This is a genomic window from Streptomyces rapamycinicus NRRL 5491, from assembly GCF_024298965.1.
GTDB classification, from domain to species: domain Bacteria; phylum Actinomycetota; class Actinomycetes; order Streptomycetales; family Streptomycetaceae; genus Streptomyces; species Streptomyces rapamycinicus.
This window is the reverse complement of the sequence record NZ_CP085193.1, coordinates 9,739,593-9,762,783: the sequence shown is the minus strand read 5'-3', so window position 1 is coordinate 9,762,783 and position 23,191 is coordinate 9,739,593. Positions and strand designations below refer to the sequence as shown.

General features: G+C 69.8%; 17 protein-coding genes and 2 pseudogenes. 10 read left to right on the top strand and 9 right to left on the bottom strand.

The genetic code is table 11. The features are described from left to right. Window position 1: 1 nt before the first annotated feature. Window positions 2-889, top strand: coding sequence for a helix-turn-helix transcriptional regulator (locus tag LIV37_RS41010; RefSeq protein ID WP_020872941.1), 888 nt, complete (start codon window positions 2-4; stop codon window positions 887-889). 75 nt (window positions 890-964) lie between these two features. On the opposite strand, the gene LIV37_RS41005 is transcribed toward LIV37_RS41010, so the two are convergent. Next, complete coding sequence (locus tag LIV37_RS41005; RefSeq protein WP_020872940.1) at window positions 965-2,047, bottom strand: hypothetical protein; 1,083 nt, start codon at window positions 2,045-2,047, stop codon at window positions 965-967. A gap of 207 nt (window positions 2,048-2,254) precedes the next feature. On the opposite strand from LIV37_RS41005, the gene LIV37_RS41000 reads away from it, so the two are divergent. Next, window positions 2,255-3,808 carry a hypothetical protein gene (locus LIV37_RS41000; protein WP_020872939.1) on the top strand — a complete coding sequence of 518 codons (1,554 nt, stop codon included), beginning with the start codon at window positions 2,255-2,257 and terminating at the stop codon, window positions 3,806-3,808. 3 nt (window positions 3,809-3,811) lie between these two features. Here the strand turns inward: LIV37_RS41000 and LIV37_RS40995 are convergent, their stop codons facing one another. From LIV37_RS40995 to LIV37_RS51880, 3 genes and pseudogenes are all read right to left on the bottom strand, one after another. Continuing rightward, the gene (locus LIV37_RS40995; protein ID WP_121824984.1) at window positions 3,812-4,459 is read right to left on the bottom strand and encodes a TetR/AcrR family transcriptional regulator; all 648 of its coding nucleotides are present in this window, start codon (window positions 4,457-4,459) and stop codon (window positions 3,812-3,814) included. A gap of 37 nt (window positions 4,460-4,496) precedes the next feature. Then, window positions 4,497-4,742 (bottom strand): annotated as a pseudogene (locus LIV37_RS40990) (transposase); the annotation flags it as partial. Between the two features lie 249 nt (window positions 4,743-4,991). Beyond that, a pseudogene (locus LIV37_RS51880) lies at window positions 4,992-5,207 on the bottom strand (transposase); the annotation flags it as partial. Window positions 5,208-5,643: 436 nt separating this feature from the next. Here LIV37_RS51880 and LIV37_RS40980 point away from each other — a divergent pair. Next, entirely contained in the window at window positions 5,644-6,477 is an 834-nt protein-coding gene (locus LIV37_RS40980; RefSeq protein WP_121823907.1) for a PIG-L family deacetylase, read from the top strand. A 224-nt stretch (window positions 6,478-6,701) separates the two neighbouring features. Here the strand turns inward: LIV37_RS40980 and LIV37_RS40975 are convergent, their stop codons facing one another. Then, the gene (locus LIV37_RS40975; RefSeq protein ID WP_020872935.1) at window positions 6,702-7,232 is read right to left on the bottom strand and encodes a hypothetical protein; all 531 of its coding nucleotides are present in this window, start codon (window positions 7,230-7,232) and stop codon (window positions 6,702-6,704) included. A gap of 169 nt (window positions 7,233-7,401) precedes the next feature. On the opposite strand from LIV37_RS40975, the gene LIV37_RS40970 reads away from it, so the two are divergent. Beyond that, window positions 7,402-7,632, top strand: coding sequence for a hypothetical protein (locus LIV37_RS40970; protein ID WP_020872934.1), 231 nt, complete (start codon window positions 7,402-7,404; stop codon window positions 7,630-7,632). 116 nt (window positions 7,633-7,748) lie between these two features. Here the strand turns inward: LIV37_RS40970 and LIV37_RS40965 are convergent, their stop codons facing one another. Continuing rightward, window positions 7,749-8,477 (bottom strand): DUF4232 domain-containing protein, encoded by a 729-nt coding sequence (locus LIV37_RS40965; RefSeq protein WP_020872933.1) that lies wholly within the window; start codon window positions 8,475-8,477, stop codon window positions 7,749-7,751. A 123-nt stretch (window positions 8,478-8,600) separates the two neighbouring features. Here LIV37_RS40965 and LIV37_RS40960 point away from each other — a divergent pair, with 123 nt between their 5' ends. Together LIV37_RS40960 and LIV37_RS40955 are read left to right on the top strand one after the other, a co-directional pair. Then, window positions 8,601-9,002, top strand: coding sequence for a hypothetical protein (locus LIV37_RS40960; RefSeq protein ID WP_148717748.1), 402 nt, complete (start codon window positions 8,601-8,603; stop codon window positions 9,000-9,002). Window positions 9,003-9,033: 31 nt separating this feature from the next. Next, complete coding sequence (locus LIV37_RS40955) at window positions 9,034-10,098, top strand: methyltransferase domain-containing protein (RefSeq protein ID WP_020872931.1); 1,065 nt, start codon at window positions 9,034-9,036, stop codon at window positions 10,096-10,098. A 154-nt stretch (window positions 10,099-10,252) separates the two neighbouring features. Here the strand turns inward: LIV37_RS40955 and LIV37_RS40950 are convergent, their stop codons facing one another. Further along, complete coding sequence (locus LIV37_RS40950) at window positions 10,253-10,861, bottom strand: helix-turn-helix domain-containing protein (RefSeq protein WP_020872930.1); 609 nt, start codon at window positions 10,859-10,861, stop codon at window positions 10,253-10,255. 228 nt (window positions 10,862-11,089) lie between these two features. Here LIV37_RS40950 and LIV37_RS40945 point away from each other — a divergent pair, with 228 nt between their 5' ends. Continuing rightward, a complete protein-coding gene (locus LIV37_RS40945) occupies window positions 11,090-13,045 on the top strand; it encodes an SMI1/KNR4 family protein (protein WP_020872929.1) in 1,956 nt (651 codons plus the stop codon). A gap of 146 nt (window positions 13,046-13,191) precedes the next feature. After that, window positions 13,192-16,335 (top strand): 5'-methylthioadenosine/S-adenosylhomocysteine nucleosidase, encoded by a 3,144-nt coding sequence (locus LIV37_RS40940; protein ID WP_020872928.1) that lies wholly within the window; start codon window positions 13,192-13,194, stop codon window positions 16,333-16,335. On the opposite strand, the gene LIV37_RS40935 is transcribed toward LIV37_RS40940, so the two are convergent. Beyond that, window positions 16,236-17,486, bottom strand: coding sequence for an MFS transporter (locus LIV37_RS40935; RefSeq protein ID WP_020872927.1), 1,251 nt, complete (start codon window positions 17,484-17,486; stop codon window positions 16,236-16,238). The genes LIV37_RS40940 and LIV37_RS40935 overlap by 100 nt on opposite strands. 152 nt (window positions 17,487-17,638) lie before the next feature. Further along, a complete protein-coding gene (locus LIV37_RS40930) occupies window positions 17,639-18,571 on the bottom strand; it encodes a zinc-dependent alcohol dehydrogenase (RefSeq protein ID WP_020872926.1) in 933 nt (310 codons plus the stop codon). An 84-nt stretch (window positions 18,572-18,655) separates the two neighbouring features. On the opposite strand from LIV37_RS40930, the gene LIV37_RS40925 reads away from it, so the two are divergent. Beyond that, a complete protein-coding gene (locus LIV37_RS40925; protein ID WP_243146063.1) occupies window positions 18,656-19,441 on the top strand; it encodes a TetR/AcrR family transcriptional regulator in 786 nt (261 codons plus the stop codon). Window positions 19,442-19,668: 227 nt separating this feature from the next. Further along, window positions 19,669-23,094: a WD40 repeat domain-containing serine/threonine protein kinase gene (locus LIV37_RS40920; RefSeq protein ID WP_121823908.1), complete on the top strand. Its 3,426-nt coding sequence runs from the start codon at window positions 19,669-19,671 to the stop codon at window positions 23,092-23,094. Window positions 23,095-23,191 lie beyond the last annotated feature (97 nt).

Here is a 23,191-nt window from a genome sequence, read left to right as displayed (position 1 = left end):
GGTGAGCAGAAGCGAACTGGCCGACTTCCTGCGCCGACGGCGGGAGGCACTGCCCCCGGACCGGCTGCCGGCCACGGCCATCCACCCGCCGGGCCACCGGGCCCGGCGCACGCCCGGGCTGCGCCGCGAAGAGGTGGCCGCACTGGCCGGGGTGTCGGTCAACTACTACGAGCGGCTGGAGCAGGCCCGCGCACCGCGCCCGTCGCCGCAGGTGCTGGCCGCGCTGGGGACGGCACTACGGCTCACCGCCGCCGAACGCGAACACCTGGCGCGGCTGGCCGGCCAGATCCCGCCCGGCACGAACGCCGACCGGAGTCCGGTGCCCGCCGACGCCCACCGACTACTGAACCGGCTCGGTCCGATACCCGCCTACCTCGTCGACGAGCGGCAGGACATCGTGGCCTGGAACGGAGCGGCAGCCGAGTTGATCACCGACTTCGGGCTGCTGCCCCCCGAAGAGCGCAACACCGTGCGGCTGTCCCTCCGGCTGGGCGGCTCCCTCTGTTCGGCACCGGCCGGCGCGGAAGGCGAGTTCGCCCGGCAGTCCGCCGCCCAACTGCGCACGGCCGGCGCCCGCTACCCGGCCGACCGCGTCCTCGGCGAACTGGTCAACGAGTTCGCCGCGCACAGCCCGGACTTCGCCGTCGGCTGGCGCGACCACGACGTACGCCCCATACCGACGCTGCGCAAGCACCTGCACCACCCGGACCTGGGCGAACTGGAGTTGGATCGCCACACCCTGCTGCTGCCCGGCAGCGACCTGCAGCTGGTGATGTACACGGCGGAACCCGGCAGCCCGACCGCCATCGCACTCGCCCGGCCCGGAACCCCCGCGGTGGACCCTTCCCCAACCCGCGGCCGCGGAGTCGGGGAAGGCGAGGACATATGAGTGAACCTCGCACCCCAGCTCCGCGACCGGGCGGCCCCGCCACGGTCGAAGGGACATCCACCGCCTGGGCCGTCGCTACGACGGTTCGGGAGCTTTCCAGCGGGTGACCGAGAAGGTCACCGAGGCGGGCGCCTTGGTGGTTACGGCGGTCACCTTCAGCAGAGCGACGTCCTTGTCGAGACTGTCGAACCTGCAGAACCGGTCCCCGGTCCGCAGTTCGGAGACCGGTACCTCGAGTTCGTTGCTCTCGCCGCGCGCCGCGGCGTCCTGGCAAGCGGTGAGGTCCGGGTCGGCACCGCCCTCCACCCGGGCCACGTATCCGCGGAACCACATCTTCGGGCTTCCGGACAGACAGCTCGCGCGGTACTCGATGTCTCCCCCGCCGCCGTTCAGCCTGTTCCTGTACGTAACGACCGGCATGTCCGAACCCAGCCCAACGCTGCCGAGGACGCAGCCGTGTGCCTTGGCCACGTCGTCGGACACCGTGACGGGCTGGTTCTCATAGACCTTGTCACCGGGCTGCGCCGGCGCGCCCTCGGTCTTCGCCGGCCCGGCCCACACGGTCGCCGACAATGTCAGCTCCCCGACGGGGGATCCGCTCGCCTTCACCACGCGCAGGAGGACCACGCGGCCGCCCGCGGCGAAGTCCTCGCAGAACCGGTCCCCCGCCGCCAGGGCCCCGGTCTTGTAGCGGTCGACATCCGTGCCGTTGCCGACCGCTGCCCGTGCGGCATCCTGGCAGCCCGCCTGGTCGAGGTCCCCGGCGTCCGCGGCGACCTTGGCGACGGCCACGTCGTCGAAGTCCAACACCTCGTCGTCCCAGGAGCAGGGAGGCTCCCAGGACAGGACGGGCGGCCTGCCCTCGTCCGTCTGGTCCCCGTCGTCGTTCAGGCGCGGGTTCGACTCATTGGGCCCGAGAACGCGCGGCCCGCTGTCCGCGAACTCCACGTAGAAGGAGAAGTCGGACGGGCAGCCGTTCTTGATCGCCCGGACATTACTCAGCGAGACTTCCTTGTCCCGGTAGAGCAGCCCGGTCCTGGAATCCGCCGACGAGCCGGACGCCGACCCTTTCGGCGCACCCGACGCTGATCCGGCCAGACCCTCGGACTGCCCATCGCCGCCCCCGCAGCCCGCGAGAACGGCTGCCAGAAGCAGCACGAGGCCACCGCCCCGTAGAGCCTTCCCCTGACGACCGTTGATCCCCCACACGTCAACTCCCCCATCGGTTTGGAAGCCACCCACCGTACCGACTACCGGGACGGTGCCGACAGGAGCAGGTGTCCGCGTCGTTCGGGCAGTGGGCCAGGGCCCGACTTGGGTAGGATCCTGGTTCACCCACGGGCATTCACGTCCAGCGGAGGCTCCATGTTCTCGGCGCCCGCCTCGATTCCCGCCCTGCTTCCGCACGTTGTCCGGGCCGCGGAGAACGCGCACTTCACCGGTATGGTGGTCGTCCTGGCGCGCACCGCGGACGCGCGGACACTGCACTGGGAGCTGACGGAGGACTGGACGAGCCTCCACGATGTCACCGGGCAGCTTCTCGCCGTCCTCTGCCCGGACCCGGAAAGGCGATTGGGCGATGTCCACCAGCTCAATCTCGTGAGCGACAGCTACGTGGATGAGATGGCGAGCCTGTACGGCTTGAGCGTCCAGCCGCTCTGCTACGTCGGGGACAACTTCGCCTGGCGGTTTGTCGATTCCCTCCATTCGGCCTCCGAGACACTGGTCTCGGGCGATTTCTTCGCGGAGACCCCGCATACGCCCAAAGAGCACCATGCCGCGTGGACCGAGGCGGTGTCCCGGTGTGCCGCGTACTTCGAGGTACCGGAGTCGTGGCTGCCCGGTGTCCTGTTCCTCGACTTCATCGAGCGCACGGCGGTACTCGTACGCTGGCCGGAGCCGGAGCGTCCCGACTTCAGCCTTTACCGTCTGTGCAAACGGATCGCCGGGGAGCTCGGCCACTCCCGCCGCGCGGCTGAACTCCGCAAAGAGGGAAAGCAGCTTGAACGTGAGGCGGAACGGCTGGGATGGGAGGCGAAGTGGCTCGAACGGGATGCCAGCGGCCGTGAAAATGACGGCACGAAGGCCCTGGAAAAGTTCCAGGCCGGGTTGAAGGACCGTCTCGACACGCACATGAGTCCCGAACTCCACGCCCATTACGAGGGCTTGGCCAGGCATCTGGAGATGGTATCCGCCGCCGATCCCGAACTGGTCGGCAACTGGCGGACGAGATTGGCCGAGCTGCTCTCCTCGGGAACCGTCGACGAGTCCATACGGCACCTCCTCGCCATGGCCCGGCATGTGCGCGCCACGCACCGCCAGTACGACTGGCGCCGCCTGTCCACCAAGGTGGTCAAGGTCCTCGACGCAACGAACGAAGCCCTCGGCGTGGGCTTTCACTGGTCCCTCAGATCGGAGGACCCCCTCGCGAGCGCCATCCGGTTACTCGCGGATCGTAAGGAGAAGGCTCTCGCCGAGCGAGACACGAAACTCCAACAACTCCGCGAAGTGCGCGACCGGCTACGCGACACACGCAACCGGCTTGATACGGTCCGCGGCGACCTCGACCGCATCACCTCGCAGATTGAGGCGGAAGACAGCATCGCGGCAGCCACCCAGAAGGCGGCACGACGTCTCATGGGCGCGACGGTGACCGAAACCCATCAGGGAAGCGGCGGCCTTGAGGGATACCGTCTTCTGGATATCCGGCCACTGCCGGAGGCTGGGCCCTCACAACAAGCGGCGAGCAAGGCGACAAACAGCGCGAACACCATCTCCGGCGGCACTTGCCACAGCCCCACCGTCCAGGCCGGCGACATCTCCGGCGGAGTGCACTTCCACCACCCGCCTCTCGGCGCGTCCCTGCACCGGATATGGCAGAGGTTACGGCGCCGATCGACCGGGGACGAAGAGCGGTAGCCGTCACGGCATCCACACCTGAGGGAGCGCGCCCCATGTCGGGCCTGTCAGGCCCCCTTCCTCAGGGCCCGCATGGTTGTTGCACCCAGCCTTTCCTACGGTCCGGCCCGGCAACGAGCGTAGGCCGCGGGGTGGCTGCTCGGAACGCCGCGGCGACAGTCCGTCCAGCACCATGTCGACCGCCCTGTCCACGACGGCCCGGTCACCCCGTGCGTTGGCCAGCGCCCTGATCAGCACGTAGACCTCGTCCACCGTCGCGTCCGCGCGCACCTCACCGGCTTCTTGGCCCCGGGACAACAACACCTCGACGGCGTCCCGCAGCACAGTGGCCGCGGCCTCCACCTCATCAGTGGCGCCCGCCGGACAAGCGGACTCCTCCAGCAGCGCGACGAGCGCGAGCTTCGCCGGTGCGCCCGAGACCATCTCCCGGAACGTCATCCGGAAGGCCGCCCCGGCCTCGCCGCCCTCGCCTCGCGCCCGCGCTGTGTCGGTGAGCAGGGTGAGGTGCCGCACGACCGTGGCCTCGACCAGCAGCTGCTTGGTCGGGAAGTGCCGGAACACGGTGCCGATCCCGACGCCGGCCCGGCGCGCCACCTCCTCGGTCGAACCGGCTTTGCCCGACCCGCCGAATACCTCTTCGGCCGCGGCCAGGGCTGACCGGGCGGCCGCCGGAGTGTCCCTTCTTCTTGCGGGTAAGCCTTGTCGCCGGCCACTGCGTCCGGCCTGGTCCTGGGACGACCGACCCGGCCGCGGACCTTGATCTTCTTCAGGACGGGGATGAAGCGCGGGCTGTCCGCGGCCTGACCGGGGGTGATGATGATGGACAGGGGACGGCAGCGCCACTCAACGGCGAGGTGGACCTTGCTGGTGAGCCCGCCCCGGGAGCGCCCCAGTTCGGCGGCCCGCAGCCGGGCCCTGCGTCGTCGGCGCACGGCGCGGCACTGTTCCCGCTCGGGATCCTCCATGTCCGCGGATCCCTCTCCTGCGAGGTCGTTTTGCCCCTTTGCTGCAGCCCCTTTTCCTCCGCCACGGCCTTCTCCAGGTCCTCAAGGAGCTCCGGGTCGACGACCATGCCCGCCGCGTGGTGATGCGCGCGGGCAACGGTCGAGTCGACGCTGACCAGGCTGAGATCGACATCATCGCGGGCGGCTGCCTCGGCGATCACCGCGTCCATGAGGGTCTGGAAGACCTCGTCACGCGCCCACATCCGGAACCGGTCGTAGATCGTCGACCAGGAGCCGTAGCTTGCCGGCACATCCCGCCAGGGACTGCCGGTACGGAACCGCCACCTCACCGCGTTGAAGTAGCTGCGCCGGTCAGGGATCGATCCGAACGCCCCCATCCGCAGGTGCGGCTCGACCAACTCCCACTCGGCATCGGTCAGATCACCACGAGTCACGCGACCGCTCTACCGCAGCCAGCACCCTCCTGAAGCGGGAATGACCGATCCCGTGATCTCAACTCAGAACAGGCCCTAGTACCGCAACGGCATCAAGAGATCGTCTCGTTTGGTTCAGTGGGCTGTCGGTCGCATCGAGCGCACGATGTCCCACTGGCCGGTGCAGAACGCCCAGCGTTCCTTCGCATCCCCCGAGACCTCCGCGTGAGCCAGGCCGTTTGAGAACGCCGGCCACCGGCGGTCTCAGCCGGCCTGACAACCGCGCAGGGAACAGCCGTCCCGGCGGCGCGGTTGCATCGACCGAGGGACCGGCGCCGTACGGCGGGGAACGCGGACACGACAAGGTCGTCCGCCCCGCCGGGGATCCGGGCCCCAGGATCGCGGTACGCCCGCCGCGCACTTGGATCAAGACATATTTCCGCAGGAGGACTGTTTCATGACTGACCGGCCCTTGACGCTCATGGCGGTACACGCCCATCCCGACGACGAGGCCACCGGAACCGGAGGAATCCTCGCGCGGTACGCGGCGGAGGGCATCCGGACGGTTCTCGTAACCTGTACCGACGGCGGTTGCGGTGACGGACCGGGGGGTGTCAAACCGGGCGATCCCGGGCACGATCCGGTGGCCGTCGCCTCGATGCGCCGTCAAGAACTCAAGGCGAGCTGTGACGTCCTCAAGATCAGCGATCTGGAAATGCTGGACTATGCCGACTCCGGGATGACGGGCTGGCCGAGCAACGACGCCCCCGGATCCTTCTGGCAGACCCCCGTGGAGGAAGGCGCCGCCCGACTCGCGGAACTCATGCGGCACTACCGACCCGATGTGGTCGTCACCTACGACGAGAACGGCTTCTACGGCCACCCCGACCACATCCAGGCCAACCGCATCACGATGGCGGCGCTGGAGATGACCACGCTGACACCGAAGGTGTACTGGACGACGATGCCCCACTCGACGATGAAGCGGTTCGGCGAGATCATGCGCGAGTTCCATGAGGACATGCCGGAGCCGGATCCTGCCGAGGCCGCCGCGATGGCCGAGATCGGCCTCCCCGACGACGAGATCACCACGTGGGTGGACACCACCGCGTTCAGCGGTCAGAAGTTCGACGCGCTGGCCGCGCACGCCAGCCAGGGCGAGAACATCTTCTTCCTCAAGATGGGCAAGGAGAGGTTCGGCGAGTTGATGGGCATGGAGACCTACGTACGCGTCAAGGACGCCACCAGCGCCGCCGTACCCGAGAACGATCTCTTCGCCGGACTGCGCTGACCCGCCCTGCCGACCGGGGCCCGGAAAAGCTCATCGGCCGCACGGCGCGATCGATCCGCATGATCCCCGCACGGTCGGCGGGCGACACGCCCCATCCGACCCCTGACACACGTCAGGCCCCACCATCCCTGGCGGGGCCTGACGGATTCGGTGCGCGCCGGGGCGGGGCTCACTCCATTAGCGGGGCTCACTCCACTGGTCCGGATTCGGTCCTTCGCGGCCGGTCAGCGTCTCCGGCCCTGGGGGAACTGCCCGAGGTGAACCGCACGATGAACGACCGTCGCCAGGCCCCGGATGTCCTCGGTGAAGGCATCGACGCGGATCCGGCGTCCGCTGTGCAGCCGGATCTCGCACGTGGAGCCCATGCCCCGGGCGTCGGCGAGCGGCCGGCCGTCACCGCCGCTGGTACTCACCCGCGCGACGTCCTCCCAGGGGATCACGGTGGCGGTGCCCGCCACCCGGTGGGTGAAGCCCCGCTCATGAATGTCGAAGCACTGCTCCCGGGTACGGAACGCCTGCGTCAGGCGCCAGATCCCCAGACCCCACCCCACCAGGCCGACCCCGAGCAGCAGTCCCGCCAGCCCCGGGGCCCCATCGGTGGTGCCCACCGACGCGATCGCCACCGGCACCCCGAAGGCCGTGCCCACAGCCCCGGCCAGCAGCCAGATACCAGCCTGCCGCAGGCGTCGCGCGCCATCGGTACGGTGCTCCCGTACGAACCTCCCCAGCCGCTTGGCCGCTTCCGTACGCCTCATCGGGCCCCCTCCCAGGTCGTGGACGTCTCAACCTATGCCCCCGCCGCCGAGCGATTCACTCTTACTGCGGGCGTTGTTGGAACCCCTGGTGGATACCGGATGGCGCTAGTCCCGTGGCTCGCGGCATGGTGGTTGCCCTGAAAATCGAACATGCGATCTAATGTGAAGCATGGCCCAGCATGAGTTCCCCCTCGACCTCGTGGAGGCGCAGACCGCCTGGTACCGCACGTACTGGCAGCTCGCCGAATCCGGCCCGACGGCCGGCACCACCACGGACCGTCGACGCCTGCAGCAGCTGTCGAAACAGATCGCCGGACACCCCTACTGGTGCGGACCGTCGGGCACACCCGCCGCACGCATGGAGCTCAAGGAGCTCGCCCGGCGTGAGGCCGGGCGATGACACTCGCCGCCCCAGCGGGTCGGCAGCGATCACGAAGGGGGCGCGGGCGGTGGAGCGGAAAAGTCCGCTGCCCTGGTGCCGTCACGCACCAGGGCAGCGGGGCAGTGGGCCTTCGGTCAGCCGATGGGGTTGACGAAGGTGCCGGGGTGGGTGGCGCTGCGCTGGTCGACGAGGGTGTCGGTCTCCCAGGGCCACTCGATCTTGAGTGCCTTGGTCTCGTTGGGCGGGGTGATCTCGACCCAGGCCGGCTGGTAGAAGCCCTCGTCCTCCTTGGTGAAGGCGAGGTTGAGGGTGAACTCGGTGCTCTGTCCGGCCTCCACCTCCACCGAGCTCCACTTCTGCGAGGAGCGGGCCAGGGACCAGCGCTCGCCACCGTTGATCGAGGTCAGGTCCACACCGGGGAAGCCGCCGAGCTTGCAGGAGTAGGAGCCCTTGTTCATCAGGACGATGCTGGCGGTCGTCGTGCCCTCCCCGCCCCGGTCGGGGAGCGCGTCCTCACCCGTGGCGAAGGCGGCTTCCAGGTTTTCGGTGCGGCAGCGCTCGACGCCCGCGTGCGCCCTGCCGCCGCCTTCGGTGGCGGCCTGCCCACCGCCCGGCTGATCCTGCGCGGCGCCCGCCTCCGAGCCCCCCTTGGCCTTGGCGTCGGAACCCTGCGCACCGTCGGAGGAGCCCGAGGAGCCGCCCGACCCGGCCGGGGCCGTGTCGGCCTGGCCCGCGGACTTCTTGTCGCCACCGTCCGAGCCGTTGCAGGCCGTCAGGGTCAGGGCGGCAGCCGCGGTCAGGACCGCGGCGGCGACGCGGAGGCTGCGACGGCGGGCGATGCGGGCAGTGGTGTTGGAGCGCATTTCGGGTTCCCCCCAGAGCGGTCGGTGTCGTGGTCTGCTCGGTACGACAACAACACTGACCGGGGCCGCTACCGCACCACTACCGCACCATCGCCGTCCAGCTAACGTCCGGCTAACACGACTGTGACCAGAGAAAAGACGCCTATCAGGCGGCAATTCGGTCCACCCGCCGACGAGGTGCTCGCCCGCTACTCCTACGGTGCCCACGACGGCCCGTACAGCGCGGCGTACGCCCTGGGCGCGGTGTGGACCGACAGCAGGACCGTCGACTCCGAGGTGTACTCGGCGCGACACCAGTGCTCCTACTGGAACAGGATCGGCTACGACTGGCTGACCACCGAACCGGCTGACCTCGCACGTTCCATGCGCAACCAGCTCCCGGCTGCCGGATCCGGCGGTGTGCGGCTCGCTGCCCGCTTCCCAACCCGTTCCGCCGCGGAGAAAATCCCATCCATCACGGCGCCAACGCCCCGGTCCCGCCATACCCCTCCGCGCCACTGCCGTGAACCCGTGGCTCTGCCGTGAACCCGTCGCTCTTGGGAAGGACGTGCCCCCCGTGTCCGTCACACAGGACGAATGGAACACCGGCTACGCCGATGGCCGCCGCTATCGCCAACTCGGCGACCGTGAGCGGTCGCTGCTCGCCACCCACTTTCCCGCCCCGGCCGACGGCAAAGCCCTCGACGTCGGGTGCGGGGTCGGAGAACTCGCGGCCCACCTGTCCTCGCTCGGCTATCACGTCGACGCCGTCGACTGGTCCGACAACGCCCTCGCCGAGGCGACCGCCCAGCACGAAAACGCCGCGCGGTGGCTGCGCCTGGACATCGAGCTCGACGACTGGACACCTCTGCACACCGACGGCTACGACATCATCATCCTCCGGTTCGTGTATCCCTTCCTGAAGCACCGCGACCGAACCATGCGGGCCCTCGGCAGCCGCCTGCGACCTGGCGCCGCCATCGTGGTCATCACGCCCCTCGCCGCCGACACTCCGGCCGAGCGGCGCGGTATCGCGCTCGACGAGGACGAACTTGCCCGACTCGGGGCCGGCTGGTCCACCGTCGAACGCCACGACGCCGAAGGACTGGCCTTCGTGGTCCTGCGCGGCCCTCAGCCGGCGGAGGCCAAACCACTGCCCGGGCCATCGGCCGACCACACGCGATACGCGCCCGCCGGCGTCCGAGACGCGACGCCCGCCTCACGGCAGCACCACTTCACCCTGCGGGAGCGCTACTACGCCCAGGTGGAGTCCGGACGCAAAACGATCGAAGTACGCGTCGGGACCCCCGGGAAAGCGGCCGTCGAAACCGGGGACACGATCGTCTTCCGCGAGCCGGACAGCGGGCGGGAACTCGACATCGTCGCGAGGCGAATCACCCCGTACGGCTCATTCGAGGAGCTTCTCGACGCGGAGGATCCGGCACGCATCGATCCCGACTCCACGCGCGAGGAGCAACTCGCCAACCTCCGCCGCATCTACCCGCCGGACAAGGAAGCTCTCGGGGCCCTCGCCTTCGAGTTCGACCACCGTCCGGGACGGCCCGGTCACACCATGCCCATGCCCCCCGCGGAGTACGTTCGGACGGTGCCCCATCACACGGTGTACGGCTGCCGGGCCTGATCATCAGCGTGCTGCTGTACCGGCGCGGTGCACCCGCCCAGGACCCCGGCGCGGCACCCGTAGTCCATATGTGAAACCCGGCCGGAGGCCGCACCAGCCCCCGGCCCTCTTCGCTGTTCCCGGAGCGCGTACGCCCGCCGGGAACAGCCCTGGTTCACCGTCGGCTCGCGTCCCGGGAAGGCCGATGAGGGTCGGTGCGTACATGCGCGCGTATCCCTTGCAGGCCGAACAGGATGAGCAGCTCCACCACGCCGCCGTCGGCGCTGCCCAGCCAGTGGGGCAGGGACGTGTCGAACTCGGCCGCCTCACCGGGTGGCAGCGTCAGGTCGCGCTCGCCGATCACGAGTCGCAGGCGTCCGCTGAGCACGTAGAGCCATTCGAAGCCTTCGTGGGTCTGCGGGGTCGGTTCGAGTGGTTCCGGCTGGGCGGGGATGATCATCTTGAACGCGTGCACACCGCCCGGCCGCCGGGACAGGGGCACGAACGTCATGCCGAACCGCCTGATCGGCTTGAGGTGGATCCGGGGGTCGCCGGTGCGCGGGGCACCGACGAGGTCGTCCAGCGGAACGTCATGGATTCGGGCCAGCGGGAGCAGGAGTTCCAGGGTCGGCCGCCGCTGCCCGCTCTCCAGCCGGGACAGGGTGCTCTCCGACACGCCGGTCTTCGCCGCGAGGTCGGCGAGGGTGATGCCGCGGTCACGACGCAGCGCACGAAGCCGCGGCCCCACCGCGTCGAGCACGTCGTCGTCCGTATTGAGATCCATGAGGCCCACCTTGCCATTACCGCAAGTTTTCGTGCCAGGTCGTGGTGGGCCTGGCAAGACTGAGCGCCAGTGAGATCGAGACCCCGCACGGATTCCTCGACCACCTCGGATCGAGAAGAGGAAAACGCCGTCAGCGTCATCGCCCGCAGCCGCGACGGACAGACCGACGAGGCGTTGACCACAGCGGGCAGCGGAGCGCTGTCAGTGGCAGGTGGCAGCATCGGGCGCATGACGGACACCACGGCATTCGACTGGCGGTCCTTCCTGCTCAAGTGGGGCGGGGAGTGGGCGGATTCCCTGCCGGACGGCGAGACGCTGAGCGAGGACGACGAGGCCGCCCGGCAGTCGCGGTGGCTGGGGTTCCCGCCCGCGTCCGAGGGGCGGATCGCAGCCATGGAAGAGCGCCTCGGCCGCCGGATGCCCCCGTCGTACCGGGAGTTCCTCAAGATCAGCGACGGGTGGCGGCATGCGGGCGAGTTCGTGTGGCTGCTGGCGGGGACCGAGGACGCGCGCTGGCACAACAACGAGTCGGGCCTGGCGGACATGTTCGAGGACTACCTGGACGAGGATGCCGGGGCCGAGGAGCGGAGGGAGTCGGACCTCTGGCGGCGCGGGTTGCAGCTCGACGTGGAGTCCGACGTCACCCACGTCCTCATGGATCCCGGGGACGTGGACGAGGACGGTGAGTGGGCCGTGTACACGTGGTCGAGCTGGCGGGCCGCGCCACCCGAGCGGCACGCGAACTTCCGCGCGTTCATGCGGGACATGTACCGGGAGTTCCACAGCCTGCGGGCGCAACCAGGCGACGGGGAGCCGGTGTTCGCCAACGACACGACGCGAAAGCTGGACGCCCAGGTGGAGGAGGCCCGGCTGGAGGCGCTGCGCGGCGGATGGGAACGGGCCGCGACGGCGCTGGAGGAGGCCAAGGAGTACGGCAGACCTCGGGCCGCCGGGCTGGGCGACCAGATACGCCGCCTGCTCGGACAGACCTCCATGGTGTACTTCGACGGATTGGTGACCGACCGGAGTTACGCTCCCGAGCTGCTGCCACCGCTGGTCGCCGAGCACGCGGCGCACTCCTACCGGGACGACTCCACGCTGACGTTCCATCTGCGGGGTGCCGACGACGACCTGGTGTCACTGGCCTACGCGACGCTGGATCAGGTGCGGAAGGGCACGTACCGGTACACCGCGGCCGGGCCGTTCGGGGAGGCGGTCGAGCGGGCGCGGGAGCTGGCGCGGTGGGGGGACACCGACGCGGCATGGCGGACACTGATCAATGCTCTGCCCCTGTGGGAGCCGCTGGGACCGGACCTCCTGGCGCCGCTGGGGTGGGTGGCGGACCCGGTACTCGGGCCGCTGCTGACTCCGGAGCGGGGCCGCGAGCTGCTGTCCGCCCCAAGGGGCGGGCAGACCGGCGAGAGACCGACTCCGGCGGCCGGGCTCGACACGGGCGGCCTGGCGTGGCTCGCGGAGCCGGACCCGGGCAACAACCGCACGTCCTACCGGTTCGTCCTGGTGGAAGGCGTGGAGCCGGAGGAGCTGCCCGGCCGCCTCGCGGACGGGGACGGGGACGGCACCGTGCTGACCGAACCCATGACGTTCTGGGAGGCGCGCCACAAATCGCAGCACGACCAGAGGGAGTTCTCGTCCTACGACGACAGGGCTCTCATGGCCGTCGGCCGGGCCGGCGACGGCTGGAGCTTCGCCTTCGACGGCGATCCCGCCCCGTTCGACCGGCGGCGGTTCGTCTCCCCGGCCGCGGCCGCCGGCGCGGGCACTCGCGCGGTGGTGGTGTGGAGCGGCCTGAGAGCATGGCACGGGGAGCCGTTCTTCCACCTTTCGGTGGCGCGGGACGGCATCCAGGAGTACGCGTTCACGTACGCCGACGGAGAGGTCCGGTCAAGCGGGGAGATACCGCAAGCACTGGACCCGAGCAGGTTCTTCGGTGACCTGGAGGACAGCGCCGAGGTGGAACGATCCCTGTTGGAAGCGCTGACCGAGGAGTTCGGTGCGGCTCTGCCGCGTCAAGCCATCACGAACGGGCGGCTGCACACATTCACCACCCGCTCCTGGACGCGGCCGCCGAGCGACGGCGAGACCTACGCGGTGATCCGCATGCACTGGGAAGCCGCACCACCGGCGGGTGACGAGCAGACGGGAGACGACGGGCCAGGAACCTGAGCTTCCTGAACGCTAACCGTGGTCACCACCCCGCATGCCCGGTCTCCCAGCCGGCAGCCCACGTCCTCGAGAATTCGCGACATCAGGTTGGTGCTGTGCGGCCAGGGGAAGGTGACCGTACGGCTCTGGAAGCTTTCACGGGGGCGATGAGCTTGAGCGGCACGGTGGTGGTGTTGACGGCGCTGGGTTTGGAGTACCTGGCGGTGCAGAAGTACCTCCGCGATTCTGAGCTGGTCCGTCATGGGACGGGCACGGTGTTCGAGGTCGGCCGCGTGGCTGGGACAGCGTGGCGGGTGGCGCTGGCGGAGGTCGGGGAGGGCAATCGCTCGGCCGCGGTCGTCACCGAGCAGGCGAGGCAGACGTTCGATCCTGAGGCGCTGCTGTTCGTCGGCGTCGCCGGCGGTCTCAAAGACGATCTGGCATTGGGTGACGTCGTAATCGCCACCCGCGTCTACGCCGCCCACGGTGGCAAGGAGGCCGAGGAGGGGTTCCTTGCGCGGCCCGAGGGCTGGGCAGGCTCTCACGCGCTGCTACAGACCGCCCGACACGCCCTGCGGGGCCCAGCCTGGCACCAGCGACTGAACGCGACCGGGGCGCCGGGGCCGCGGGTGTGGTTCAAACCGATCGCAGCCGGAGACGTGGTCCTCAACTCCGCCACCGCGCCGCTGCGTGGCCAGTTGCACACGCACTACAACGACGCCGTGGCGATCGAGATGGAAAGCGCCGGGATGGCGCACGCCGCACAGATCGGCAGACTGCAGACCCTCACCGTCCGCGGCATCAGCGACAGGGCCGACGGCACCAAGTACGCCGCCGACGACGCCTCACATCAGCCTCGCGCCGCCGCGTACGCCGCTGCGGCTGCTCTGTCGGTCATTCGCCATCTTCCCTTGCCGCCTCGATCGGACACCACCACCAGCCCTCCTTCCGCCTCCCCGCCGGACGAGCCGGGTCCGCGGCGGAACCGGACCGTGATCACCGACGACAACCCGACCGCCACGGATTTGGACCGCGCGGCGGACCGGTTACGGAAGGACGTCCTGTCCAGGGCGCGGCATGCCGTGGCCCGTCTCGAACTGCAGCGACCGACCTTGATCGAAATCGCCTGGAAGGGCAGCGGCAGACCCGTCCAGCCGTCGCGGGACGTGCTGGGCGTCGCCCCGGAGGAACTGATGGGGACGGTGACCCAGGTACCGGATACCTGTCGACAGCTGCCCCTGCGCCAACTCGTGGTCCTGGGAGCACCGGGTACCGGCAAGAGCGTCGTGGCGATACAGCTCGTTCATGAGATGACCAGAGAACCCCGGCCCGGTGACCCGGTCCCGGTGCTGATGTCGCTGTCGTCATGGCGTCCGGCGATCTCCATGCGGGAATGGATTCTCCGGCAGATCAGGCAGAGCAGCCCAGGCCTCGCCGGCCGGTGGAGGTTCGGGGTGGATGCGGCGGCCGGCCTGTTCGACGAGGGCATGGTGATGCCGGTGCTCGACGGTTTGGACGAGTTGCCGGAGCGGCTGCGCGGCCGGGCGATCGAGGCGATTGACAAGGTGATCCGGGACGGCTGCTGGCTGCTGGTCACCTGCCGCGGCGACGAGTACGAAACAGCGTGCGGGGCCGGGTCCCATCTCACCAGAGCGGCGGTCGTAGAGCTCGAAGCCGTGGAGGCGAAGGCGGCGATCGCCTACCTGACACGGTCGAAGCTGTCCGGTGACGACCGCTGGAATGTGGTCTTCGACGCCATGCGGGAGGAGCCGGGGTCGAGGCTGGCCCGGACGATGGCCTCACCCCTGATGTTGTACCTGGCCAAGACGGCGTATCGGGCGCACCTCACCGAGCCCGGAGAGCTGGTGTCGAAGACGCACTCGAAGGAGGACATCGAGGACACCTTGCTGAACCGGTATCTCCCCGCCGTTTACGCGGAGGATCCGCCCACCCGCTACAGGGAGGCGCCGGCCAAGCGCTATCTGACGCTGATGGCCCGCCAGATGCGACGGGACGGAACGGTCGACTTCGCCTGGTGGCAGATCAATGCCCGGCTGACGGGGCCGTTGGTCGGCCTGGCGTTCGGCTCGGTGTGGGGCTGGTTTCTGCACATGCTGTTCGGTCCGATGTTGGGAGTGATGACCGGACTGTTCGCCGGACTCGGGGGGTGGGTCGCTCATGCCGCGGTCCGATACGACCTGAAGCAGGTGTATGTGCCCAAGGCCGCCGAGCATGGGCCGAAGGCCCTCTTGCACCGGTACGCGCTCATCGCCGTTGCGTCAGCTCTGGCGGTCGGCGGTATCACGGCGCTCTCCGCTGCGTCGTGGCTGATGGGAGTGGTCAAGGCGGAGGGACAGACCGCCTGGTATTACGGCACGATCGTCGGTGCCGCTTCGGGTACGGCCACCCTGCTCGGTTCGGCCTGGGGGTCATACCAGCTGTCGCGCTCGTGGTTCTGGCTCACCCGTCGGCTGCCATGGCGACTGCCGCCCTTCCTCGACGACGCCCGCGAACTCGGCGTACTGCGCCAGATCGGCCCGGTCCACCAGTTCCGGCACGAGCGAGTGCTCAGGCAGTTGGGCGGCGCGATCGTCGAGAAGCCGTCCCGGTCGGTTCACGGCGAGTGGAATGCCAAGTGGCAACGGTGGAGACCTCTGCTCCCCGCCTTCGCCAGCCTGTCGCAGGTCGGTTCCGCACTGCTCGGCCTTGCGGTGGTGTCTCTGATGTACGTTTCCTCGACCAAGATCGAGTTGAGGTACCAATCCGGGGACAAGCCCCGCTACTTCGTCGACACCTCCTTTTGTGTGAACCAGGTCGGCTCCTCGTGCACAGGCGTAGCGATCTGGTCGTGGAAACTGCCCCAGGGGTCCTCCCGCCACACGGTCTGGCTGCCGGGAACCCTCCATGGCCGTTCCATTCAGGGCTGGGACGGCAGGATCGCGGCCGTCGGCTGTGCAGGAGGCGCCGTCAAGGTGACCCTGGCACTGGCGGGAGAGGCGCCGGTGGCCTTCACCCTGAGCGACTCTGCTGAGGTCCCTATGAAGGACCTGTCGGAGCCGGCCCGCCCGGAGCGCCGCCCGGTCTCCCTCACCCTGCGGAGACTGGACGATCGGCCCTGCTCCCTCGTCGTCGAGTGGGCCAGTCCCGGCCTCGTTGACGACGGCCTGGAGCCCGCCCGCAAACGGCTCGGTGTTGCCGCGCCCGCGATGACTCACTCCGCACCGAGGAAAGAATCTCTAGTGCGAGTGCCTCGACGGGCAAGCTGGAGCGCGAGGGCGATGATGGAGAGCGCGCAGACGAAGAGGCTGTAGCCGATGACGACGACGCGCAGCCCAAGCACCGAGGTGAGCAGTCCGGCGAGAAGGCACGGCACGCCAAAGGCGAGGTAGCTGATCAGGTAGACGGTCGAGAGCACACCCGCTCTGTCGTTTTCCGGTGTCTCGTCGAGAATGAGCCGCAGGCCGCCCTGGAAGCCACCCCCGAAGCCGATGCCGCCGATGACGTTGCCCAGAAACGTGAGCCAGAGCTGCCCCGTCTGGACGGCGGCGACGATGAGTACAGGCCCGATGACGAGTGCGACGGCGCTGGCGATCATCATCTTCCGGGCGTCCAGGCGCTGCCCGGCAATGCCGGTGAGGGCGCCGACTCCGGTCACGCAGGCGATCGCGAGGCCACCGACGACAGCTTGCGGGGCGTCGAAGATGCTACGTATGAGGGTCGCGCCCATGCCGAGGTAGAGGCCGGCGAGCGCCCAGGACGCGAGCATGCAGCCGAGCACGGCGAAGAACACCGGGCGCACCTGAGTCGGGAGACTGAAGGTGGGGCGCAGGGAGGCCAGAGCGCCGCGGCGGCGCGGGCGGACTTCCGGGAGGAAGAAGGCCATGGCGCCGAGCAGCACGACCGCGACGGACAGCACCATGAAGACGAGCCGAGTCGGATTCGGCTCGAACTGTACGAACACGCTGCCCAGCAGTGTCCCCAACGTCAGGCCGGCCGGCGGCAGCGCGCCGTTCAGCGTGGCGGCGAACCGGCCACCACGGGGCGGGGCGAAGTCCAGCAGGGCGGCGCCGAGCCCGGCGACTCCGAACGCCACCGCCGCCCCTTGGACGACCCTGGCCACCAGCACCGCACCGGCGCCATGGGCGAGGGCGAGGATGACAAGGGCCACCAGCGAGAGGGCGACTGCGGAGAGAATCACCGGCCTGCGGCCAACATGGTCCGACAACGAGCCCGCGGTGATGAGGACGGTCAACAGGCCCACGACGTAGATCGCGAACATCAGGCTCAGCACGCCCGGGCCCAGAGACCATCGCTCTTGGTAGAGCGGGTAAACCGGTGACGGCGCGGCCACCGCTGCCATCAAGACCACCAAAGTCACGGCCGAGACGACGAAACCATAGGCGTGGCGAGCTCGGGTTCCTTGAGCGCGGGAGCTCACAGCTTCTGTCGTCGCGTGCGCCATCCCGGCCCCTGCTCCGTCCTTTACGATCCCCGCCTGGAGCCGTAAATGTACATCCTGAGCAGATAACGGCTTCCGTGACCTGCACCAGCGGCGGAACCAGTGCTGGGCTCGCGGTTCTCACCGACTCCCAGTGGGACAGGTGAAGGTTGCCGTCAGGGGTGAAGGACGACCTTGATGGCTCCGGAGGCCCGGTCACCGGCCACTCGGAAGGCTTCCGCCGCTTCGTCGAGGGGGAAGCGGTGGGTGATCACGGTCTGCGCGATCGTGGGGTCGCCGGCGAGCAGCGCCGCGGCCTGTTCGGTGTCGCGGATGCCGTCGTGCCGGCTGTAGGCGATGGAGTGGACGTAGGTGAGTTCCTTGACCAGGCTGACGACGCCCGGGATGGGAATGGTGTGCTGGTATACGCCCAGCAGCACGACGCGACCGCCGGGGCGGGTCAGCTCGGCGCACCGGGCAAGACCGGTCTCGCTGCCCGCGGCGTCGATCACGACGTCGTAGACGCCTTCGGCCGAGCCGACTTCGAGGCGTTCGGCCGCAATCCTCTGGTGCTTGTGGCGCACCTCGATATCGACGTCGGAGCCGCGCTGCCGGGTCGCGGCCGCGGCCAGCAGCCCGATGCTGCCGCCACCGACGACCGCCACCCGCTCCCCCGGCGTGAGCGCCGCGCTGCGGACACCGTGCCAGGCCACTGACGCCGGCTCCACGAGGCAGGCGTCGCGTACGTCCAGGCCGTCGGGCAGCGGGACAAGCATGTTCTCGGCGACCGTCACAGCGTCGCACATGCCGCCGTCCCGGAAGATCCCGAGCGTTCCGTGCTCCGGGGCGGCGCACCGCTGGACATGGCCGGCGCGGCATTGGTCGCACTCGCCGCAGTAAACCGTGGGCTCGACGGCGTAGCACCGGCCGTCGGGGGCAGTGCCGGCGAACTCGTGACCATAGGTGTAGCCCTGAACGCCACCGGTCGCGAAGTTCACATCGGTCCCGCAGATGCCCGTCGCGGCGACGGTGAGGCGTACCCCGGGCGCTTCCGGTTCGTCGGCCTCGGCCACGACGATGCCCTGATCGGTGTTGCGTACTGCGCGCATGGTGACCCCTTCGACCCTCCGTTATGCGAACGCCGTTAACTTATGTTAAGTGATAGGAGTTCACCTAACGCCTATCCTTGTCCGGTGCATGAACCGATGACGACAGCCACGGCAGGCGAGCCGCCGCCGGAGGACCCGCGGAAGAACCAGCGGGCGGAACCGAGGCCGGGCACGGCGGCCTGGTGGCTTGCCAGGGAGAGCGAACCCGCGCGGCAGCGGCGGCGCAGATCGCTGACCCTCGATGCGGTACTCGACGCGGCCATGACCCTGCTCGACACGCGTGGGGCGGCCGCGCTGACGATGCGCAACATCGCCGAAGCACTCGGCTGCACGCAGGCGTCCCTCTACCGCCACGTGCGCAACCGTGAGGAACTGGTGACCCTGCTGGTCGACCGGGCAGTCGCCGTGGCGAGCTCGGTTCCGCCCGACGGCGCGGACTGGGCCGAGAAGGCGGCGTGGTCCTCCCGTCTGTTCCGCGAGCACCTGCTCCGGCACCCCGGCGTGGCCTCGCTCCTTCGCGGGACCGAGCGGCTCGGTACCAACTCGCTGGCCGGGGTGCAGTACTCCCTCGAACTGTTCATCGGCGCCGGGCTCAGCCCCCGGCTCGCGTCCGCCGCCGCATCGTCGCTGGCCACCTTCGTCCTCGGCTCGGTGCACCTCAACCTCGGCCTGGACATGTCGGATCCCGAAGAGAGCCGTCACCGACGCCTGCTGTACCGCTCCCGGGACGCCGCGGCCTTCCCCCTGCTCGTCCAGCACGCCGACGCCCTCGCGGAGGTCAGCAGCGACGACGAGTTCGAAGTCGGCCTCAACGCGTTGTTGACCGGATTCCGCGCTCTGATCCAGAACTCGGACATCACACGCGACTAGGGCGTCGGGACGGGCCGGACCCACCGCGGCCTCGGCCGTCGGCGACGGACTGAACGGCGCGCTCCCGCACCCCCGCGTGCTCCCGCACCCCCGCGGTGAGCCTGAGACATCGACACCGGGATCGACGACGTCACATACTGACCCTCGTCGAGATCTGGCAACGGGGCCTTCTGCGTCCGGGCCTTCCAGGACGGCGGCTGCTGCCGCAATCACGATGAGGAATCGCAGTGAACGCACCTACGTCGTCGGCCATTTGGGTGACCGGCGAGACCGTCGACGGCCGGTACCGGGTGATCGGCGAGCTCGGCCGGGGCGGGATGGGCGTCGTGCACCGGGTACGGCATCTCGCCTGGGGCATCGACATGGCGGTGAAGAGTTCGCGGCCCGAGCTGTTCCGGGGCCCCGGCGATCAGGAGCTGTTCGTCAGGGAGGCCGAGACATGGGTGTCCCTCGGGCTCCATCCGAACGTGTGCGCCTGCCATTACGTGCGGGTGATCGACGGTGTCCCCCGCGTGTTCGCCGAGTACGTCGACGGCGGCAGCCTGGCCGAGTGGATCGGCGACGGGCGGCTCCACGCCGGGGATTCGCGGCAGGCCCTCGCCCGTGTTCTCGACACGGCGGTCCAAGCGGCCCGTGGGCTCGAGCACGCCCATGGCAGAGACCTGGTGCACCAGGACGTGAAGCCGGCCAACATTCTGCTCGACGGCACGGGCGCCGCGAAGATCACCGACTTCGGTCTCGCCCGGTCCAAGGCCGCCACGGCCCCGACTGACCTCCAAGTGGCGCCGGGTGCCAGCGTGTTGGTGCCGACCGGCGGCATGACGGTCGGCTACGCGTCCCCGGAGCAGCTCGCGGGCGAGCCCGTCGGGCGGCGCAGCGATGTCTACAGTTTCGCGGTCTCGGTCCTGGAGATGTTCACCGGCGGTGTGCATTGGGCGGCCGGCTCGGTCGCGGGTCTCGCCCTGGAGGAATACCTGGCCGACCCCTCGAATCCGGTCGCGGCGCCGCCGGAAGCCGCCCACCTGCTCCGGCGCTGCCTGCGGCAGCACCCGGCCCACCGGCCGGCCTCGATGGCGGACATCGCGGATGTCCTGGCCGGGATCTACGAGCAGGTGACCGGCTCGGCGTATCCGCGTCCCACGTCGCAGGCCGCCGATCTGCGCGCCGACGAGCTCAACAACCGCGGCCTGTCGCTCCTCGACCTGGACCGGGCCGCCGACGCCGAGCAGGCCTTCGGCCAGGCGCTCGCGGTCGACCCGCACCACGTCGGGGCCGTGTACAACGGTGGCCTGTTCCAGTGGCGTACGGGGGCGATCACCGATGGTGAGCTCGTCGCCCGGTTGGAGGCGATCCCGCGCGGCTCCGGCGCGTCCTCCTGGCAGGTGCGGCTGTTTCTGGCCCGGGTCCACCTCGAGCGCGGCGACCTCGCGGCGGCACGCGACCTGCTCGACGCCCTCGCGCGCGAACGGCCCGACGACACCGACGTACGGGCGGCGCTGCGGGTGGCGGCATCCGGAACGGTGGCCGATGCCCGCCACACCGGCACCCGCGAATTCCGCGAGCCGTTCGCGCTGCCGTTCGCTCCGGTGAAACTGCTCGCCCGGCACGAGGTGATGGGCTACCTGCCGATCCGGTTCGCTCCCGACGGACGCCTCGCGCTGAGCGGCCACTGGGACGGCGTGCTCCGGCTGTGGGACACGGCGACCCGCGCACAGCGGCTGGCGGTCAAGGGCCACCGCACGCAGGTGCTCGGCGCCGACCTCACCCCCGACGGCTCGTACGCACTGTCCACGAGCCGCGACGGCACGGTGCAGTTCTGGGATCTCAGGGCGGGCAAGCGCACCCGCGTCATCCGCTCCGCCGCACGCGCCACGGGGTGCCCGGTCAGGTTGAGCGCCGACGGTCGCATCGGTGTGTGGCAGGGCGCGGACGGGCACGTCCAGGTCTGGGAACCGCGGACCGGGACCTGCCGGTGGTCGCTCGGGGAAGCGTTCAAGGGCAACTACCTGGACGGCTCGCAGTACGAGGTGAGCGCCGACGGGCGCCATGTGCTCACCGCCGAGGAGGACGGGGCGCGGCTGTGGAGCGTGGCCGATGGCCGGTGCCGGGTGCTGGCCGCCGGCTCGCCGACGCATGCGCTGTGCTTCAGTCCCGACGGACGGATGGTCGCGGTGGCCGGCGAGGACCGGGTGATCCGGTTGTGGGATGTGGGGGACGGCCGGCAGGTCCGTACGATGCGTGCGTTGGCGGGACTGACCGCCGCGGCCAGTCACCTGGCCTTCGGCGACGGTGGGCGGCTGCTGCTGTCCGGAACGACCGGCGACCACACCGTTCAGATCTGGGAGCTTGAGCGCGGCCGGTGTCTGCGGACCTTCACCGCCGACGCGTACGGGATGCACCACGTCGGATTCCCCGACAGCGACGACCGGTTCGGCGCTTCCGTCGGCGGGCATCCCGAACTGCCCATGCACCGCTGGCGGTTGCCCGATACCGCGTACGCCGCCGAGCCGCACGTGATCAAGCCGCGCGAGTACGCGGAGGTCAGCCGGCTCGGCGGACTGGCCGAGGAACTGCTCGCCGACGCACGCCAGGCGATGTCGAACGGCCGGCACCGGTCAGCCTTCGCCCTGCTGACCCGCGCACGGGAGATACCGGGATACGAGCGCGCGCCCCAGGTCCTGGCCGCCTGGCATGAACTGGGCCGCTCGGCGCGCCACGTACGGCTGCGCTCCGCCTGGTCGCGGCCACTGGACGCCGGCCACCTCTCCTACGGAGCCATCACGGCGATCGGTGTCGCCGCGGGTGTCCGGCTCGCCGTCAGCGGGCAGAGCGACGGCACCGTACGGATCTGGGATCTGGACAGCGGCGCGTGCACGCGTGTCCTCGACGATCACCAGGGCAGGGTGGGCGGGGTGGCGTTGAGCGACGACGGCCGGAACGTCCTGTGCGAGGGCACCAAACCACTCGCGATCATTCGGCGGCGACTGGCGGACAGCGAGTGCCGTCGGCTGACTCCGGACTGGGACATGAGGCGGACCATCATGTTCACGGGCGACGGAAGGTACGCCTGGCTCGGCGGCGGCGACGGTGTGCTGCGCCGATGGGACCTGGACGACGACCGCTGCGTCACGACGATCACCGGGAACGGCCCGGTCAACGTGATCTCCACGTCCGCGGACGGAAGGCTCGCGGCGGTCGGCGACTCCAATGGCGTGGTCCGGCTGCGGGATCTCGACACCGGCGCCTGCCTGCGGACCTGGACCGGCCCCCGGGAACCGATCCTGTCGGCCTGCCTGAGCGCCGACGGCCGCCTCGCCATGTCCACACACCAGGTCATGTCTTCGGGCGCCGAGGACGAACCGATCCGGCTGTGGGACGCCGGTGCCGGGCGGTCCATACGCGAGTTCGCGGGGCACGAGGGCTGGGTCTCCGCCGTACGGTTCACACCCGACGCCCGGTTCGCCTTCTCGGCCGGCCACGACAGATCCGTACGGATGTGGGAGGTCGCCACCGGCCGATGCCTGCACGTGCTCGAAGGGCACCAACAACGCATCCGGCACCTCGAACTCACCCCCGACCTGCGCAACTTGGTCTCGGCGGGAGACGACGGCATCCGGCTCTGGGACCTCGACTGGGAGCTGGTGGCCGACTGAGCGGAGCGGGACGCGTACTGTCCGAACGCCGCGGACGGCACGCTCACGTTCACCGTCTGTCTCCTTTCCCGGAGCCCTCCCCTCACCCACAAGGAGA

Coding starts and splice junctions, on each gene's coding strand:
- LIV37_RS41000 (WP_020872939.1), top strand. CDS start 2,255: ATGTTCTCGGCGCCCGCCTCGATTCCCGCCCTGCTTCCGCACGTTGTC.
- LIV37_RS40980 (WP_121823907.1), top strand. CDS start 5,644: ATGACTGACCGGCCCTTGACGCTCATGGCGGTACACGCCCATCCCGAC.
- LIV37_RS40975 (WP_020872935.1), bottom strand. CDS start 7,232: ATGAGGCGTACGGAAGCGGCCAAGCGGCTGGGGAGGTTCGTACGGGAG.
- LIV37_RS40970 (WP_020872934.1), top strand. CDS start 7,402: ATGGCCCAGCATGAGTTCCCCCTCGACCTCGTGGAGGCGCAGACCGCC.
- LIV37_RS40965 (WP_020872933.1), bottom strand. CDS start 8,477: ATGCGCTCCAACACCACTGCCCGCATCGCCCGCCGTCGCAGCCTCCGC.
- LIV37_RS40950 (WP_020872930.1), bottom strand. CDS start 10,861: ATGGATCTCAATACGGACGACGACGTGCTCGACGCGGTGGGGCCGCGG.
- LIV37_RS40945 (WP_020872929.1), top strand. CDS start 11,090: ATGACGGACACCACGGCATTCGACTGGCGGTCCTTCCTGCTCAAGTGG.
- LIV37_RS40940 (WP_020872928.1), top strand. CDS start 13,192: ATGAGCTTGAGCGGCACGGTGGTGGTGTTGACGGCGCTGGGTTTGGAG.
- LIV37_RS40935 (WP_020872927.1), bottom strand. CDS start 17,486: ATGGCGCACGCGACGACAGAAGCTGTGAGCTCCCGCGCTCAAGGAACC.
- LIV37_RS40930 (WP_020872926.1), bottom strand. CDS start 18,571: ATGCGCGCAGTACGCAACACCGATCAGGGCATCGTCGTGGCCGAGGCC.